The sequence below is a fragment of the Xanthomonas fragariae genome, from assembly GCF_017603965.1.
GTDB classification, from domain to species: Bacteria; Pseudomonadota; Gammaproteobacteria; order Xanthomonadales; family Xanthomonadaceae; genus Xanthomonas; species Xanthomonas fragariae_A.
This window is the reverse complement of sequence record NZ_CP071955.1, coordinates 2,008,714-2,024,128: the sequence shown is the minus strand read 5'-3', so window position 1 is coordinate 2,024,128 and position 15,415 is coordinate 2,008,714. Positions and strand designations below refer to the sequence as shown.

The window sequence follows — 15,415 nt, the reverse complement described above, 5'->3', positions numbered from 1 at the left end:
GCAGACCCGCATCCATCGACTGCTGTCGATCAGGGAATGATGCGCAGCGCCCGCAGTCTGGTGAATAGCTCGAAGAACGAGGCGCGGCTATCGTAGAAGTCTAGGAAGCCCAGTTCGCGGCTCTTGGTCATGTCATTGACGCATTCGATCTCGCGCCCTAGATCGGCGTCGGTGTGCCACCAGGAAGCCAGGCGATTGACGTCTGCCTCCACCAATCCATGCTGCTTCGCCAGCTCATTCCATAGTGCTGGGGCTGCTTTGCTAAAGCGTGTTTCCAGCGGTGCGGGCGTGTCGGGGCAGGGCACGGCCTCAAGTTCGAAGAACGCAGCAATTTCGCCCCACATCCAGCGCCAGCGAAATACATCGCCATTGACGGTATTGAAAGCCTGATTGCGTGCCGCCGGGCTGAGGCTGGCCCACGCCAGTTGCCGACCGAGCAGGCCGGCGTCGGTCAGATCGGTGAGACTGTTCCACTGTGCTTGCGAGCCGGGGAACACGAACGGCTGACCGGTGTGCTTGCACAGCGATGCATAGATCGCCAACGTCACACCCATGTTCATCGCATTGCTGCCGTTAGCCATTCCGATCATGGTGTGCGAGCGATGCACGCTCCACCCAAAGTCATGTTGCTCGGCGTGTGCGAACAACAGGTCTTCGAGTGTGTAGTAGAAATTCTCGCCCGGCTGCCGTGGCTCGCTTTCGCGGAATGGCGTTTCGGCCTTGCCGCTGCCGTAGTTTTCGAAAGCGCCCAGATAGTGCTTGGTGCCAGTAACCAGCGCAATGTGCTGCAGCGGCGCCTCGCTGAGCGCCTCGCACAGATGTCGCATCATCGCGCCATTGGCCTCGCTATTCTCGCGTTCGGTATCGCGACGCGTCCAGGTGCAGAAGAACACATGGGTGATCGGCAAACCGGACAACGCGTTGGTAGTGCTCTGTGCGTCCAGCAGATCGGCCGCGACAGGAATGACGCCGTCATGCGGCAATGGCTGGCGTGCGAGGCCGTAGACGGTCCAGCCGTCAGCGAGCATCACCTTGGCGAGGTTGTAACCGGAGATGCCGGTCACGCCGACAATCAATGCAGTGCCTTTACGCATGTGGGGAACTCCTTGAAAGCCTGTCAAACATAGCGCCGTTGCCATGAAATCGAGGCGAATGCGTTTCTCTGGGGCCTGCTTGCATCGCTGGTCGGTGATGGGGTCTTGGTGCGCGCGCAGCCTGCGTGCGCTCGGTCACATATCGCATTGAGCCGCGGCCGCGCCCTGCGGTGCGCTACAACAAAAGCAGCTTTCTTCCTACCTGACGATGCGCCAACCACCGCTGTGCCTGGAGTTCGCCATGACCTAACTTGGATACATTGATCGAATAGGGTCAGGATGGATGGCGACCGGCAGCATGGATGTGTCAGCGCAGGCAACGCCATCGCCGCAGATGGGAGCGGCGGTCGCCGGGGCATCGGCATTGCTGCTGGGCGTAGTGGTGTGCGCGTGGTCGCCTACGGTGTTGCCGCGGGCGCTCTACGCGATGTGCATGTGCATTGGTGCGTCGGGTGTGGGCGTGACCCTGTGGCTGCGTCCGCAAGGGTTCACGCTGCCAATTGCAATCGCAACGGCATTATTCGGCTTCGGTCTGATGGGATGGCAGGTCGCCAGTGCCTTGCAACTGCAACTGCTCCCTCAAGACGAAGCGCGCGACGTGGGTGTGCGCGGCCAGATTGTCGGGCTGCCGGTGGCCGAGCAACGCCGCACGCGCTTTCAGCTACGTGTCGATGACGATCAGGCGCAACCAGCAGCACTGCGCGGCAAGCTGATGCAACTGGCTTGGTACGACGATTTCGGTGCCGAACACATGGGCCCGCGTGCCGCATTGCATGCGGGTGCGAGTTGGCGATTACAGCTCAAGCTGCGGGCGCCACGCGGCTTGCGCAATCCCGGCGGTTTCGATGCTGAGCGTCAGGCGTTGGCACAACGGATTGCAGCGACCGGCTATGTGCGCGTGCCGGCCGCCGCACGACAAGTCGCTATGCCGCGTGGTGTTGATGCCTGGCGCGAAAGTATGTCGCAACGCATCGCCGAATCGGTGCCCGGACCCTCTGCGCCCTATCTGCGCGCACTCGCGCTCGGCGATACGCGCGGGCTCGACGCCGCCGCATGGGCAACGTTGCGCGCAACAGGGCTCAGCCATCTGATCGCGATCTCGGGATCCCATGTCGGGCTGGTCGCGGCATTCTTCGCGATGGTGGTCGCCGGTCTATGGCGCTGGTGGCCCGGCTTGGGTAGGGTACTTCCGCGCCTCCACGCCGCTGCAATCGCCGCGCTTCTCGGCGCCGCCGCCTATGCGGTGCTGGTAGGTTTGGCACTGCCCACGGTGCGCACCGTATTGATGATTGCAGTAGTAGCCCTGGCGCGGGTGCTGCGGCGACGTGCAACGACCACTCAGATCCTCGCGCACGCCTTGCTGGCAGTGCTGCTGTGGGATCCGTTGAGCGTCTTGGTCGCGGGCTTCTGGCTCAGCTTTGCAGGCGTTGCCTGGCTGGTGTGGTGCTTGCCGTCGAACGACCGCGCGATCTTGCGCGGCTTCCTGTCGGCGCAAACCGTCGCCACCATTGGTCTGCTGCCCTTGACAGTGAGCTTGTTCGGGCAGGCATCGTTGGTGGGGCCGCTCGCTAATCTCATCGCCATTCCCTGGTGGACTTTCGTCGTGGTGCCGCTGTGCCTGCTGGGCACCGCACTCGAAGCGATTCATCCCGGTGCTGGCGTTTGGGTGTGGCGATCGGCGGGATGGTGTTTCGAGCTGACGTGGTCCGGCTTCGTTTGGCTCGGGCAGACTTCGGTGGCGTTGTGGTGGGTGCCGGAGTCAGATGCCATCGCGTTGATTGCCGCCTTGCTCGGTGCGTTCTGGCTGCTATTGCCGCGTGGCACGCCAGGCAAATCGATAGCCGTATTGCTATGGCTGCCGCTGCTATGGCCGGACCGCGAGCTGCCTGCGGCCGGTGAGGCGGATGTGCAGGTGCTGGACGTGGGGCAGGGCTTGGCAGTGCTGGTGCGCACGCAACGTCACGCGCTGTTGTTCGATACCGGCCCTGCAGTGCGCGACGGCTTCGACGCTGGCGAGCGCGTCGTTCTCCCGGCCTTGCATGCACTCGGTGTGCGCCGACTGGATGCGATCGTGCTCAGTCATGCCGATGCCGATCACGCCGGAGGCTATGCCGCTGTTCGCGCTGGGCTGCCCGTTGCAATGACGTCCGCGCCGCCGCAGGCGCCGCTGGACGTGAGCACGCGCTGCCGTGCCGGCCAGCAGTGGGAGTGGGACGGCGTGCGCTTTCGCTTCCTGCATCCAAGTCCCGGTTTTCCGTATCTGCGCAATCAATCCAGCTGCGTGCTACGGGTCGAAACGCCGCATGCGAGCGCACTGTTGCCGGGCGACATCGACGGGATCGTCGAGCGTCGGTTGCTTGATGGGCAGTCGTCGGAGTTGCGCGCTGATCTAGTGGTCGTCCCGCACCACGGCAGTGCCGATGGCTCGCATGCCGGATTTATCGCAGCGACCGGCGCACGGCTGGCTTTGGTGTCGTCAGGGCACGGCAATCGCTTCGGGCATCCGCGCGTAGAGGTGGTACAACGCTGGCAGGGAAGTGGGGCGGAGGTGATCGACACCGCTGAGGCCGGTGCGATCAGGGTCTGGCTGGGCGCCGAAGGTTTGCAGGTACGCGAGCGACGGCGCTGGCAGCCGCGGCTGTGGGATGCCGCGGAACGGCGGCGGTCGGCTGCTATCCTATCGCCCAGCGAATAGGCGGCCGCGTTGCCGGAGGAATCAAATAGTGTTGGAGCTGGTCAAGGCAGGCGGTTGGCCGATGGTGCCGTTGCTGTTGCTGGGCGTGGTCGCCTTGGCGATCATGCTGGAGCGTCTATGGGGCCTACGCCGCAACGAGGTGACGCCGCCAGGTCTGGGCGAAGAAGTTCGTCACTGGGCCGCGCGCGGCAATCTGGATTGCGCCCATATCGAGTCGCTGCGTCGCAATTCGCCGCTCGGTGCCTTGCTCGCCGCTGCGCTTGACGTGCGTGGTTGCCCACGCGAGTTGATCCGCGAGCGCATCGAAGACACGGGCCGGCATGTGGTGCACCGCATGGAGCGCTATCTGAATGCGCTAGGCACGATCGCCTCAGCCGGGCCGTTGCTGGGCCTGCTGGGCACCGTGGTCGGCATGATTCAGATGTTCATGGGCATCCTCGATTACGGCGTGGGCAACGTGAACCAACTGGCCGGCGGCATCGGCAAGGCGCTGGTGTGCACAGCCACCGGCATGATCATCGCAGTGCCGGCGCTGATGGCGCATCGCTTTTTCAAGGGGCGCATTGCCGGTTACATCATCGAGATGGAGCAGGAAGCCACGTTGCTGCTTGATACCATGGATGGCCGCGTGGCGCCGGTTGCGGCAGGCGCCAAGCCTGTCACGACAAAGGGCTGACGGATGCGCATCGGTAGCGACCGAAGCCAGGACGAGCCGCATATCGACCTGGTGCCGTTGATCGACGTCATTCTCGTCCTCATCATCTTCTTCGTGGTGACCACGACCTTTGATGCACGCTCTACGCTGCAATTGCAGCTGCCGACCGCTAGCGACCAGCACGCCAGCGTGCCACCGCGTTCGCTGAGCGTGCTGGTCAATGCCGAGGGGCGTTATTTCATCAACGATCAGGAAGTGCTGCGCCCGGAGGTGGATTCGCTGAAGCAGACAATTGCGCAGATTGCCGGTGACGACCGCGAGCAGACGGTGTTGATGCGCGCCGATGCGCGTACGCCGTATCAGGCTGTCGTCACCGCGCAAGATGCCTTGGGGCAACTCGGTTTCCGGCGCATCGCGATCGCAACTGCGCCTCAAGCCGACAATCCTGGTATCACCGGCCCTGCCGACAAGACACGCAACAACGGAACCCGCCCGTGACCACCTCCAACGACCGCCCGGCGCCAGTGTCGTCCTGGCGCACGTACCGTCGCCTGCTGGCCTTCGCCAAGCCGTACCGGCTGCTGCTGATCGCCGCGCTGATTGCCGCGTTGGTCGAAGCGGCCGGCACCACCGGTTTTCTGGCGTTGATGAAGCCGATCACCGATGAGACCTTCATCTACAAGAACGCCGAAGTCAGTCGCTGGCTGCCGGTGCAGATCATCGTGCTGTTCGTGGTGCGCGGCGTCGCCGGTTACATCACCGACATGGCGATGGGCAAATCCGCACGCAGCATCGCGCGCGACCTGCGCGTCAAGGTGATGTCCAAGTATTTGCGCCTGCCGGGCTCGCGTTTCGATTCCGAGCCGGTGCCGTCGATGCTGATCCGCCTGGGCTCGGATTCGGACCAGGTCGCGCAGGCGGCAGTGGATGCGGTCAAGGTGATGATCCAGCAGTCGCTGCAGGTGATCGGCGCGTTGGCGCTGATGCTGTGGCATAGCTGGCAGGTGACACTGACCATCCTGGTGCTCGCACCGGTGCTGGCCTGGGTGATGGACAAGGTGGCGCGGCGCTATCGGCGCATCAGCCACAGCATCCAGGAGAGCGGCGCGCATTTGTTGCAGGCTGCCGATCAGACCTTGTCCAGCCACCAGGAGGTCAAGATCTACGGCGCCCAGCAGACCGAAATGGAGCGTTATGGCGCGCTGGCCGATCGTAATTTACGTCTGGCGATGAAGGTCGAATCCACGCGCGGCATTTCCACCGCTACGGTGCAGATGATCGGTGCGATTGGTTTGTCGGCGCTGTTGTTCGTGGCCGGTGCGCAGGCATTGGCCGGGCGCCTGACCGCTGGCGACTTCGTGGTGCTGATGACCTCGATGCTGACGATCATTCCCGGGCTCAAGCAACTCACGAATGTGCAGAACATGGTGCAGCGTGGCTTGGCATCGGCCGAGCGTCTTTTTTCAGTGCTCGATAGCCCGGATGAGCCGGATCAAGGCGCCGCGCCGCTGACGCGCGCCAAGGGCTTGATCGAATTCCGCGACGTCACTGCGCGCTACCCAGGCCAGGTCAATCCGGCGTTGGCCGATGTCAGTTTCGTCGCGCAACCGGGCACGGTGACCGCGATCGTCGGTCGTTCGGGCAGCGGTAAATCAAGCCTGATCAAACTGATTCCGCGTTTCTACGAAGCCGAGGCCGGGCAAATCCTGCTCGACGGGCATCCGGTGCAGGTGTATTCGTTGGCTGATCTACGTCGCCAGATCGCCCTGGTCGGCCAGCATGTAATGCTGTTCGACGGCAGCATCGCCGACAACGTCGCCTATGGCGAAATGCGCACCGCCGACGCAGCTCAACTGGAGCGCGCGATTCTAGGCGCAAATGCGATGGAGTTTGTGGCGCAACTGCCCGAAGGCTTGCAGTCGCCTGTCGGCACCAAAGGCGGGCGCTTGTCGGGCGGCCAGCGGCAGCGTCTGGCGATCGCGCGCGCGATGCTCAAGGATGCGCCGATCCTGATTCTGGACGAAGCCACCGCGGCGCTGGACAATGAATCCGAACGTCTGGTCCAGGACGCCTTGCACAAGTTGATGCCGGACCGCACCACGCTGGTGATCGCGCATCGGTTGTCCACCATCGAGCATGCCGACCAGGTGCTGGTGATGGATCAGGGCCGCATCGTCGAGCGCGGCACGCATAGCGAGCTGCTGGCGCAGGGCGGGTTGTATTCGCACCTGCATGGCATGCAGTTTCGCGAACGCCAGGCATGAGCAAGCGCGGCACCCGCACGCCGGGTTACTGGTACGACAATGCGCCGATTCCACTATCGGCGCGCATCCTCTCGCCGGTCTACGGCGCCGCCATCGCGTTGCGACGCGCCGTGTATCGACGCGGCTGGCGCAAGCGCCACGGTGTGCCGGTGCCGGTGATCGTGGTGGGCAACGTCACCGCCGGCGGCACTGGCAAGACGCCACTGACGATTGCCCTGGTCAGCAAATTGCAAGAAGCCGGCTGGACGCCGGGCGTGGCCAGTCGCGGCTACGGCCGTGACGAATCGGGCACGGCACGGTGGGTTGAAGCGGACACGCCCGTCGAACTCGGCGGCGACGAGCCAGTGCTGATCGCCTGGAAGACCGGCACGCGCGTACGCGTGGACAGCGATCGGCTGGCCGCAGCACGTGCCCTGGTCGAGGCGGGCTGCGACATTGTGGTCTGCGACGACGGCTTGCAGCATTACCGACTCGCGCGCGACGTGGAAATCGAAGTGGTCGACGGTCAGCGTCGCTACGGCAACGGACGCCTGCTGCCTGCCGGGCCGCTGCGCGAACCGGCTGCACGTGCAAGCGATTGCGATTTCCGCGTGGTCAATCTTGGTCAGGCGAGCGCTGCAATAGCGTCTCAAGCACCTGAGGCCGCAGGCCTTGGCGAATGGCAGATGCGGTTGAGCATCGACAGCGTGCAACCGATGGATGGCAAGCGCGCCCAGCCCTTGAGCATGCTCGCCGGGCGGCGCGTGCATGCGGTGGCCGGCATCGCGCACCCGGAGCGCTTCTTCGCAATGCTGCGTGTGCACGGTATTGGCGTGGTGCCGCATGCATTTCCCGATCATCACATGTATCGCGCCGCAGATTTCAGTTTCGGCAGTCGCTTGCCGGTGCTGATGACCGAAAAAGACGCGGTGAAATGCCGTCCATTCGCCGACGAGTGGCTGTATAGCGTGCCGCTCAGAGCCGAGTTGCCGGCGGCGTTCTGGGTAAGTTTGCTGGATCGACTGGACAAATTGGCGAGCCGGCAAGGCGTGTAACTCTGATATGTGGAGTGCGCGATGATTCGTGTCCGCCTGGATCGGTCCTGGGCGTGGCGCGCTTATCGGACAGACTCAGCACCCCTGCTGCCGAACGTCGCACCTGCCTGTCGAGCTCGAGAACGCGCATCGCAATGACTGCACGACGAACGCGTGTCATCGCAAAGACCTGCTCGCATCAGCCGATACACTGCACCGATGTAGCTCGATGACGAGGCTCCTTTGTCGATGCAGTTCCGTATCGGCACACGGGTCAGGCGCTGTAGCCGCGTTCCATCGCGCAAGGACTTTGTGCGATTTCGGCCTCTCGTTTCTTCGACTATTTTTGCACCTTCAGAGCACACTCGCATGACCAACCCAACGCCTGCCGATTTCGTCGTCGCCATTCCCGCGCGTTACGCCTCCACGCGTCTGCCAGGTAAGCCGCTGCAACTGATCGGCGATCGCCCGATGATCCAGCATGTGGCCGAGCGGGCGTTGTTGGCGGGTGCACGCGAGGTCTGGGTGGCGACAGACGATGCGCGGATTGCCGAGGCGATCGAAAGCCTGCCTGGCGTGCATGTCGCGATGACTGGCAGCGAACATATGTCGGGCACCGATCGTCTCGCCGAATGCGCACGGATCGCGGGCTGGAATGCCGACACCTGCGTGGTCAATCTGCAAGGCGACGAACCGTTCGCGCCTGCTGCCGGCATTCGCGCAGTCGCCGATCTGCTAATGCACTCCGGCGCCGAAATGGCTACGCTGGCTGCGCAGGTAGATAGCGCACACGCGCTGTTGGATCCCAACGTGGTGAAGCTGGTGCTTAGCGCAGGCGGCGACGCGTTGTATTTCAGCCGTGCGCCGATTCCTTGGCACCGCGACAGCTTCCCCAGCCACCGCGACAGCTTGCCCAATGACGGCCATTGGCTGCGCCACATCGGCATCTATGCGTACCGCGCAGGGTTCCTGCAGCGCTTTGCCGCGATGCCGCCCGGCATGCTGGAGCGCATCGAGTCGCTGGAACAACTACGCGTGATGGAAGCCGGTTACCGCATCGCAGTGACACTGACGCCCGAGCAGTTTCCGCCGGGTATCGATACGCCGGACGATCTTGCACGGGCGCAGACGCGTGTGGCCTGGACATGAAGGTCTTGATCGTATGCCTGGGCAATATCTGTCGCTCACCGATGGGCGAGGGCGCTTTGCGTGCAAGGCTGGACGAAGCTCGGCTATCGCGGCGCATCGAGGTCGATTCGGCCGGCACCGGCGACTGGCATGTCGGCGATCCACCAGACCTGCGTGCCATACGGTGTGCACGCGGCCATGGCGTGGATATTTCCGGCTTAAGCGCCCGTCAGGTGCGGCCAGCGGACGTCGAGCACTTCGATTGGGTTTTATGCGCCGACAGCAGCAATCTGCGCGATCTGCAGCGGCTCGCCCCAGCGCCAGTGCGCGACAAGGTCGCGTTGTGGCTGCCATGGGCAGGCGTTGAGGAGCGCGATCAAATTCCGGATCCCTACACCGGCGTCATGGACGATTTTGAACGTGTCTGGCAGCTGGTCGACACCGCTGCGCGCCAGACCGTGGCCAGGCTCACCCGCAGCTAATCGGGCTTGGGCATAATTACTGGATGAATGCCCAGCTGATTCAGGAACTGCCGGAATTTCCTACTTGGCTCAACGCCAGGCCATCCACCTTGCAGGAGCATCGCGGCCGCGCGCTTGTGCTGGCGTTCGTCAATGCCAGCTCGGTGTGGTGCGCCGAGCGCCTGGCCGAGCTTGCGCATTGGCAGGCGCGCAGCCCCGGTCGCCTGCAGGTGATCGTGGTGCAGGTGCCGCGTTTCGACAGTGAACGCTTGCCGCAACGCTCGCTCAAGCAGCTGCGCGGGCATGGCGTCAGTGCGCCGATCCTGCTCGACAAGGATTGGGAAACCTGGCGCCGTTTCGGCATCGTGTCCTGGCCTACGCTCGTGCTGCTGGATGCTTACGGTCGCGAGCGCCAGCGTCTGGTGGGCGTGACCGAGGATCTCGACAAGGCGTTGACCGCCTTGTGCGATGGCCAGCAGCCTCCGTCTGATGCCGATCTGCATGGCGTGGCCGAGCGCGGACCCGAACCACATCTGGCGCTGCGGTTTCCAACCAGCTTGGCCGCCACCGAAGATCGCTTGTACGTCGCCGATACCGGGCATCACCGCGTGCTCGAATGCACGCATGGTGGCCGCGTGCTGCGCCAGTTCGGTCACGGTAATGCCGATCTCATCGATGGCGGCGTCGGCGAAGCGGCATTCCGGCGTCCGCAAGGTCTGGCATTGGAGCGCGACCGGCTGTATGTCGCCGATACCGGAAATCATGCCTTGCGGTGCATCAGCTTGCGCAATGGCCACGTCGACACGCTGTGCGGCACCGGGCGCTCCGGCGAGCTGGTCGAAGGCCCGCTGGCCTCGGCCGGCGCATCTGCGTTGAACTATCCGCAAGGCCTCGCCGTTGCCGACAACCAGGTGTTGATCGCCATGGCCGGCGACAACCGCATCTGGAGTTATCACCTTGGCCGCGCCGCATTGAGCGCACGTGCTGGCACCGGCGCGCTCGAGATTCGCGACGGGAGCGGCCATCTTGCGGCGTTCGCGCAACCGGCCGGATTGGCGGCGGTGCAGCAGGTGGCCTATGTCTGCGATGCACTGGGGTCCTCGATTCGCACCATGCAATTGCGCGGCGACCTGGTGCAGACCCTGGTCGGCGGCCAGGGCCTTTGGCAGTTCGGCGACCAGGACGGTCCACGTGACACCGCGCGCCTGCAATTTCCGCAAGCGATTGCCTTGGCCACCGATTCGCCGATGCTGTGGATCGCCGACACCGGCAACGGCCGCTTGCGCTGCCTGCGTCTGGGTGGCGGCCAATTGACCACGGTCGAGCTGCCGCGGCGCCTGCACGGCCCGGCGGGACTCGCAGTGACCGCTGGCGCGGTCTGGATCGCCGAGACCGACGCCCATGCTGTGTTGCGATACGACCTCGCAAGCGGCGCACTTAGTGATGTTCCGATAGAAGAATGAGCGCAAGGCCACAAGTCGATTTCGATGGGAAAGCGTTTGCTGCGCAATTGAGCACCGCGCCCGGCGTCTATCGCATGTATGCGGGCGACGACACCTTACTGTACGTCGGCAAAGCTGGCGCGCTGCGCAAGCGCGTTGGCAGCTATTTCAACGGCACCCCGAAGAATGCGCGGCTGACCTCGATGCTGTCGCAGGTCGCGCGCATGGACGTGACCGTCACCCGCAGCGAAGCCGAGGCGTTGCTGCTGGAAAACCAGCTGATCAAATCATTGTCGCCGCGCTACAACGTGTCGCTGCGCGACGACAAAAGTTATCCCTATGTGCTACTGACGCGCGAAGAATGGCCGCGGATTGCGCTGCACCGTGGCCCGCGTGCCGTGCAAGGGCGTTATTTCGGCCCGTATACCGGCGTCACCGGCGTGCGCGAGACGCTGAGCCTGATGCACAAGCTGTTCAAGCTGCGCAGCTGCGAAGACAGCGTATTTCGCAACCGCTCGCGGCCGTGCCTGCAACACCAAATCGGCCGCTGCAGCGCGCCGTGTGTGAACTTGGTTGTCGCGCCCGACTATGCCGAGTCGGTACGACGCGCCACGATGTTTCTCGAAGGCAAGAGCGACCAACTCGGCGAAGAGATCATGCAATCGATGCAACAAGCCAGCGAAGCCCTCGAATTCGAGCGCGCCGCGCGCCTGCGCGACCTGCTCTCGTCGTTGCGCAGCATGCAGAACCGTCAATACGTGGACGGCCGCGCCGCCGATCTGGATGTGCTGGCGTGCGCCACACAATCCAGTCAGGCCTGCGTGTTGCTGCTGAGCTTCCGCGACGGCCGCAATCTCGGCACACGTTCGTTTTTCCCCAAGACCAATGGAGAAGACAGCGCCGACGAAATCCTGGGCGCCTTCGTGTCGCAGTACTACGCTGAACACTCGCCGCCGCGCGAGATTTTGCTTGATCGCGAGATTCCGGAGTCCGAATTGATCGAGGCCGCGCTCAGCGCCGCGGCCGAACACAAGGTGGCGCTGAAGTGGAACGTGCGTGGCGAGCGTGCTGGCTATCTGCTGCTTGCCACCCGCAACGCGCAGCTGACTTTGCTGTCCGAGCTCACCAGCCAGAGCGCGCAGCACGCTCGCAGCGAGGCGCTGCGCGAGATGCTCGGGCTTGCTGAGCAAGTCAAACGGGTGGAGTGCTTCGACATCAGCCACACCATGGGCGAGGCGACGGTGGCCTCGTGCGTTGTATTCGATGCCAGCGGACCTGTGCGCGGGCAGTATCGGCGTTTCAATATTTCTGGCATCGCCCCGGGCGACGACTACGCCGCGATGCGTCAGGCCATCGAACGCCGGTTTCGACGTGCGGTGGAAGAGAGCGGCGTGCTACCCGATGTGCTGCTGATCGACGGCGGCGCTGGTCAGTTGGCACAAGCGCAAGCCGCGCTCGCCGACCTCGGGATCGAGAACATTTCGCTGGTCGGCGTGGCCAAGGGGGAGGAGCGCAGGGCAGGGCACGAGGCGCTGATCATGGCCGATGGCCGCGAACTGCGCCCGGGCGTGGCATCGCCGGCGCTGCAGTTCATCCAGCAGGTGCGTGACGAAGCGCACCGCTTTGCGATCACCGGGCACCGCGGTCGCCGGCAAAAGGCGCGCATGACCAGCAAGCTCGAGGATATCCCCGGCATCGGCCCACGCCGTCGGGCAAGTCTGCTCAAACATTTCGGCGGCTTGGTCGGGCTCAAGGCCGCTGGCGAGGCCGAGATTGCGCGGGTGGAGGGGGTCAATGCCGCACTTGCCGCGCGAATCTACGCTAACCTGCACGGGCTGGCGCTTCCCGATGCGGCAGGCGAGTCGAGTCCGTAATGAAGTTGACCGTCCCCACGTGGCTGACACTGCTGAGGATCTTGATGATCCCGGTGTTGGTCGTGGTGTTCTACCTGCCGTATACGTGGACGAACGTTGCGTCCGCCGGCGTGTTCGCGCTGGCTGCCGTCACCGACTGGCTGGATGGGTGGGTCGCGCGGCGTTATCACCAATATTCTGCGTTTGGCGCATTCCTGGACCCGGTGGCCGACAAGCTGATGGTCGCAGTGGCGCTATTCCTGATCGTACAAGGCCATCCGACGCCGTGGATGGCGTTCTGGGCCGCAGTCATCGTCGGTCGCGAAATCGCCGTCTCCGCGCTGCGCGAGTGGATGGCCGAGATCGGACAGCGCGCCAAGGTGCGCGTTGCGGCGATCGGCAAGGTCAAAACCACCGCGCAAATGGTCGCGTTGCTTTGTCTGCTGTATTCGGTCACGCCAGGGCAAATGCCTACGCATGAGATCTGGCTCGGCAATCTGGTCTTCCGGGCCGGTTATTGGACGCTGGCGATTGCCGCACTGCTGACGCTGTGGTCTGGATTCCAGTATTTGCAGGCAGCATGGCCTAGTCTGCGCGCCGATGAAAAAGCAGCAATCGGCAACAAGCCGAAAAAAATTGAAAGCAACAGTTGACAGCTATTGACAGCTATCCTGTTCGCTGTAAAATTCTGCCTCCCAAGCGGGAATAGCTCAGTTGGTAGAGCGCAACCTTGCCAAGGTTGAGGTCGCGAGTTCGAGTCTCGTTTCCCGCTCCAGATACAAACAGAGCCCCGTGTCAGTGGTCTCCTTGGTTTCAAGGCAGGAAGCTTTGGGTTTGATATTTCGGCCTGGTGGTAGAGTGGTTATGCAGCGGACTGCAAATCCGCGTACGCCGGTTCAATTCCGGCCCAGGCCTCCACGTTGCATGCATCGTTTCCATCATAGGCAACGATGACAGGGCTAGCGCAACGAAGTAAACAAGCTGTACAATTTAGCTCCACGCGGGAATAGCTCAGTTGGTAGAGCGCAACCTTGCCAAGGTTGAGGTCGCGAGTTCGAGTCTCGTTTCCCGCTCCAACTCAGAACGACGAATTGTAAAATCCAGTCGATCATAAAAAAGGGCCGTAAGGTCCTTTTTTGTTGTTCTTGGCCAAGCCGCGCTAGCCGGACCTTGGCGTAACCGAACTGGCGTTTGATGACTTGTAACGGATGCTCCACCCTCGCACGCACGCTGGCTTTGAGGTGTTCCCAGCGCTCCACCCAAGCACGCATCCGCGTGTTGCTAATGGCTTGAATCGTCGAGCGTTTGGCAGCAATGAAAAATGCGGCCTTGCAGGTCTGGAATGCGTCGCGTTTGTCCGCACCGGTGTCGCCGCTTTCGCCGAACACGCTGTCTTCGTGCAACAAGGCCTGCGTCATCGTGACATCGGCGACTGTGCAATGCACATGGTGAACCAGCCCGGAGCACGCATCCACGCCACTGTGCGCTTTCATACCGAAATATCACTGATTGCCCTTCTTTGGTCTGATGCATTTCAAGGGTCGCGCGCGATCGGCATTCTTGGTCGAGCCGGGCGCGACTACGCCCAACATCCGCGTGGCAAGGTCCAGATCTCGTGCAACGCCTCTTCCATTTCCGGATCGCTCAGCGCCTGCAACAGATGAATCCGTAACATCGTGGCCAATGCGTAGAGCTGCCGCCCAGGCCGTCGCGACATCGTATGGTGCGGCTCAATCAGCCCGAGCAGTTGTTTCCACGGCACCACCTGCTCCATCTCGGCCAGAAAGATCTCTCGGCGGGTTTGCTTGCGCTTGCCTAACCCTTTCGCGTCACTGAACGTCAGTTGCATGGATGCCTCTTCTTCTCCGAGTTGATAGTGTTGCGCATCTTGGGGGGGGGGGGGGGCAGAGGTTCCCTAACGCCTTTCTCGGCAAGAGCCGCCAGGATTGGTGTGCCGGAATCAATTTGATACTGTTTTACCCAAGCAAGGGGGAGCTCTGCCGTCAAATCTTCTCGATGTGGCTCGACATCCCCAAGAGGCAAGAAAATAGCTATGCCTAAGAGTGGATAACAAAACTACTGCGCAGCCGCAAGGCGGGAGCCGCCGATTCTCGGAATCAGCATGCATGTACCACTCGTACACTACGGTTATTCCGCGCCGTCCGCACCCACCTGGCGACTGCTCGCTACGTTTGTTGGCCGCTCTAAAGCATATGTATGAGTTATTTTTCGCAGGGTATATTAATTCTAATTTTTTCTTATTGATTTAAAAATATTGGAAAATAATTTAAGTGATAAGAATCACTCAATCTGTGTGTTGTTCTTTGCAAATTTTTCTTGCCCGAAGAATTTCTTCGCACTTTGATTGATCAGGCAGAGTGGCTATCCCATTTTCCATAAAAAAAATAGTTAGGGATATAGATGATTCTGCAACGAAGATATAGGAGTATCGATGGTGTGAATGAAGCGGAAGAATGAGCGTAGGAGGAGACTTAAAGCGGCTAACAAAACGTAGTGAGCAGTCGCCATATTTCCGCGGCCGGTAATCGGAGATCGGCATATATCACTCGTATACTGCGGTTCCTCTGCGCCGCCGCCACTCACCTGGCAACTGCTCGCTACTTTTTGTTAGCCACTATTAGTTGCACCTTAGGATTCACTATTACCTTTTATAATTACCTAAAATAAATAAAAATATTGTAAATATCAATAAAAAATTGAGGTTGCGTTCCTTATAGTAAAAATAAAAAATAAATTGCGATCGGAATCTCAGTTCGATTGTCTCAATACATGGCCGGTTGGCTGATAAC

The 15,415-nt window shown here is 62.0% G+C and carries 10 protein-coding genes, 3 tRNA genes, 2 other RNA genes and 2 pseudogenes; 15 read left to right on the top strand and 2 right to left on the bottom strand.

Annotated elements, in window-relative coordinates:
- Window positions 1–29: 29 nt before the first annotated feature.
- On the bottom strand, window positions 30–1,094 hold the full coding sequence (locus J5I97_RS09410; protein ID WP_208591432.1) for an SDR family oxidoreductase: 1,065 nt from the start codon (window positions 1,092–1,094) through the stop codon (window positions 30–32).
- 283 nt (window positions 1,095–1,377) lie between these two features.
- Here J5I97_RS09410 and J5I97_RS09405 point away from each other — a divergent pair.
- The 13 genes and pseudogenes from J5I97_RS09405 to J5I97_RS09345 all read left to right on the top strand — a co-directional run.
- A pseudogene (locus J5I97_RS09405) lies at window positions 1,378–3,924 on the top strand (DNA internalization-related competence protein ComEC/Rec2); the annotation flags it as partial.
- Window positions 3,818–4,465 carry a MotA/TolQ/ExbB proton channel family protein gene (locus J5I97_RS09400; RefSeq protein ID WP_208591428.1) on the top strand — a complete coding sequence of 216 codons (648 nt, stop codon included), beginning with the start codon at window positions 3,818–3,820 and terminating at the stop codon, window positions 4,463–4,465. The pseudogene J5I97_RS09405 and the gene J5I97_RS09400, both read left to right, overlap by 107 nt.
- A gap of 3 nt (window positions 4,466–4,468) precedes the next feature.
- Complete coding sequence (locus J5I97_RS09395; RefSeq protein ID WP_208591426.1) at window positions 4,469–4,942, top strand: ExbD/TolR family protein; 474 nt, start codon at window positions 4,469–4,471, stop codon at window positions 4,940–4,942.
- The gene (msbA, locus tag J5I97_RS09390) at window positions 4,939–6,708 is read left to right on the top strand and encodes a lipid A export permease/ATP-binding protein MsbA (RefSeq protein ID WP_208591423.1); all 1,770 of its coding nucleotides are present in this window, start codon (window positions 4,939–4,941) and stop codon (window positions 6,706–6,708) included. The genes J5I97_RS09395 and msbA overlap by 4 nt, the downstream gene beginning before the upstream one ends.
- A complete protein-coding gene (gene lpxK / locus J5I97_RS09385; RefSeq protein WP_208591421.1) occupies window positions 6,705–7,742 on the top strand; it encodes a tetraacyldisaccharide 4'-kinase in 1,038 nt (345 codons plus the stop codon). The genes msbA and lpxK overlap by 4 nt, the downstream gene beginning before the upstream one ends.
- A 348-nt stretch (window positions 7,743–8,090) precedes the next feature.
- On the top strand, window positions 8,091–8,870 hold the full coding sequence (kdsB, locus tag J5I97_RS09380; protein ID WP_208591419.1) for a 3-deoxy-manno-octulosonate cytidylyltransferase: 780 nt from the start codon (window positions 8,091–8,093) through the stop codon (window positions 8,868–8,870).
- Window positions 8,867–9,331, top strand: a complete 465-nt coding sequence (locus tag J5I97_RS09375; protein ID WP_208591418.1) for a low molecular weight protein-tyrosine-phosphatase — start codon at window positions 8,867–8,869, stop codon at window positions 9,329–9,331. Before kdsB ends, J5I97_RS09375 begins: the two co-directional genes overlap by 4 nt.
- 23 nt (window positions 9,332–9,354) lie before the next feature.
- Window positions 9,355–10,773, top strand: coding sequence for a hypothetical protein (locus tag J5I97_RS09370; protein ID WP_208591416.1), 1,419 nt, complete (start codon window positions 9,355–9,357; stop codon window positions 10,771–10,773).
- On the top strand, window positions 10,770–12,626 hold the full coding sequence (gene uvrC / locus J5I97_RS09365; RefSeq protein ID WP_208591414.1) for an excinuclease ABC subunit UvrC: 1,857 nt from the start codon (window positions 10,770–10,772) through the stop codon (window positions 12,624–12,626). The genes J5I97_RS09370 and uvrC overlap by 4 nt, the downstream gene beginning before the upstream one ends.
- Window positions 12,626–13,258: a CDP-diacylglycerol--glycerol-3-phosphate 3-phosphatidyltransferase gene (gene pgsA, locus J5I97_RS09360; protein WP_208591412.1), complete on the top strand. Its 633-nt coding sequence runs from the start codon at window positions 12,626–12,628 to the stop codon at window positions 13,256–13,258. The genes uvrC and pgsA overlap by 1 nt, the downstream gene beginning before the upstream one ends.
- Window positions 13,259–13,304: 46 nt before the next feature.
- Window positions 13,305–13,380: transfer RNA gene (locus tag J5I97_RS09355), tRNA-Gly, on the top strand.
- 69 nt (window positions 13,381–13,449) lie between these two features.
- Window positions 13,450–13,523, top strand: a tRNA-Cys gene (locus J5I97_RS09350).
- An 82-nt stretch (window positions 13,524–13,605) separates the two neighbouring features.
- Window positions 13,606–13,681 (top strand) — tRNA-Gly (locus J5I97_RS09345).
- A 65-nt stretch (window positions 13,682–13,746) separates the two neighbouring features.
- On the opposite strand, the pseudogene J5I97_RS09340 reads toward J5I97_RS09345, so the two are convergent.
- Window positions 13,747–14,454: pseudogene (locus J5I97_RS09340) on the bottom strand (transposase); the annotation flags it as partial.
- A gap of 277 nt (window positions 14,455–14,731) precedes the next feature.
- Between J5I97_RS09340 and J5I97_RS09335 the strand changes: the two are divergent.
- Both J5I97_RS09335 and J5I97_RS09330 read left to right on the top strand, forming a co-directional pair.
- Window positions 14,732–14,806: non-coding RNA, sX9 sRNA (locus J5I97_RS09335), on the top strand.
- Window positions 14,807–15,163: 357 nt separating this feature from the next.
- Window positions 15,164–15,239: non-coding RNA, sX9 sRNA (locus J5I97_RS09330), on the top strand.
- Window positions 15,240–15,415 lie beyond the last annotated feature (176 nt).

What these genes read in the sequence shown, in the direction of transcription:
- J5I97_RS09410 (WP_208591432.1), bottom strand. Translation starts at nt 1,094, where the DNA reads ATGCGTAAAGGCACTGCATTGATTGTCGGCGTGACCGGCATCTCCGGT.
- J5I97_RS09395 (WP_208591426.1), top strand. Translation starts at nt 4,469, where the DNA reads ATGCGCATCGGTAGCGACCGAAGCCAGGACGAGCCGCATATCGACCTG.
- lpxK (WP_208591421.1), top strand. Translation starts at nt 6,705, where the DNA reads ATGAGCAAGCGCGGCACCCGCACGCCGGGTTACTGGTACGACAATGCG.
- kdsB (WP_208591419.1), top strand. Translation starts at nt 8,091, where the DNA reads ATGACCAACCCAACGCCTGCCGATTTCGTCGTCGCCATTCCCGCGCGT.
- J5I97_RS09375 (WP_208591418.1), top strand. Translation starts at nt 8,867, where the DNA reads ATGAAGGTCTTGATCGTATGCCTGGGCAATATCTGTCGCTCACCGATG.
- J5I97_RS09370 (WP_208591416.1), top strand. Translation starts at nt 9,355, where the DNA reads ATGAATGCCCAGCTGATTCAGGAACTGCCGGAATTTCCTACTTGGCTC.
- uvrC (WP_208591414.1), top strand. Translation starts at nt 10,770, where the DNA reads ATGAGCGCAAGGCCACAAGTCGATTTCGATGGGAAAGCGTTTGCTGCG.
- pgsA (WP_208591412.1), top strand. Translation starts at nt 12,626, where the DNA reads ATGAAGTTGACCGTCCCCACGTGGCTGACACTGCTGAGGATCTTGATG.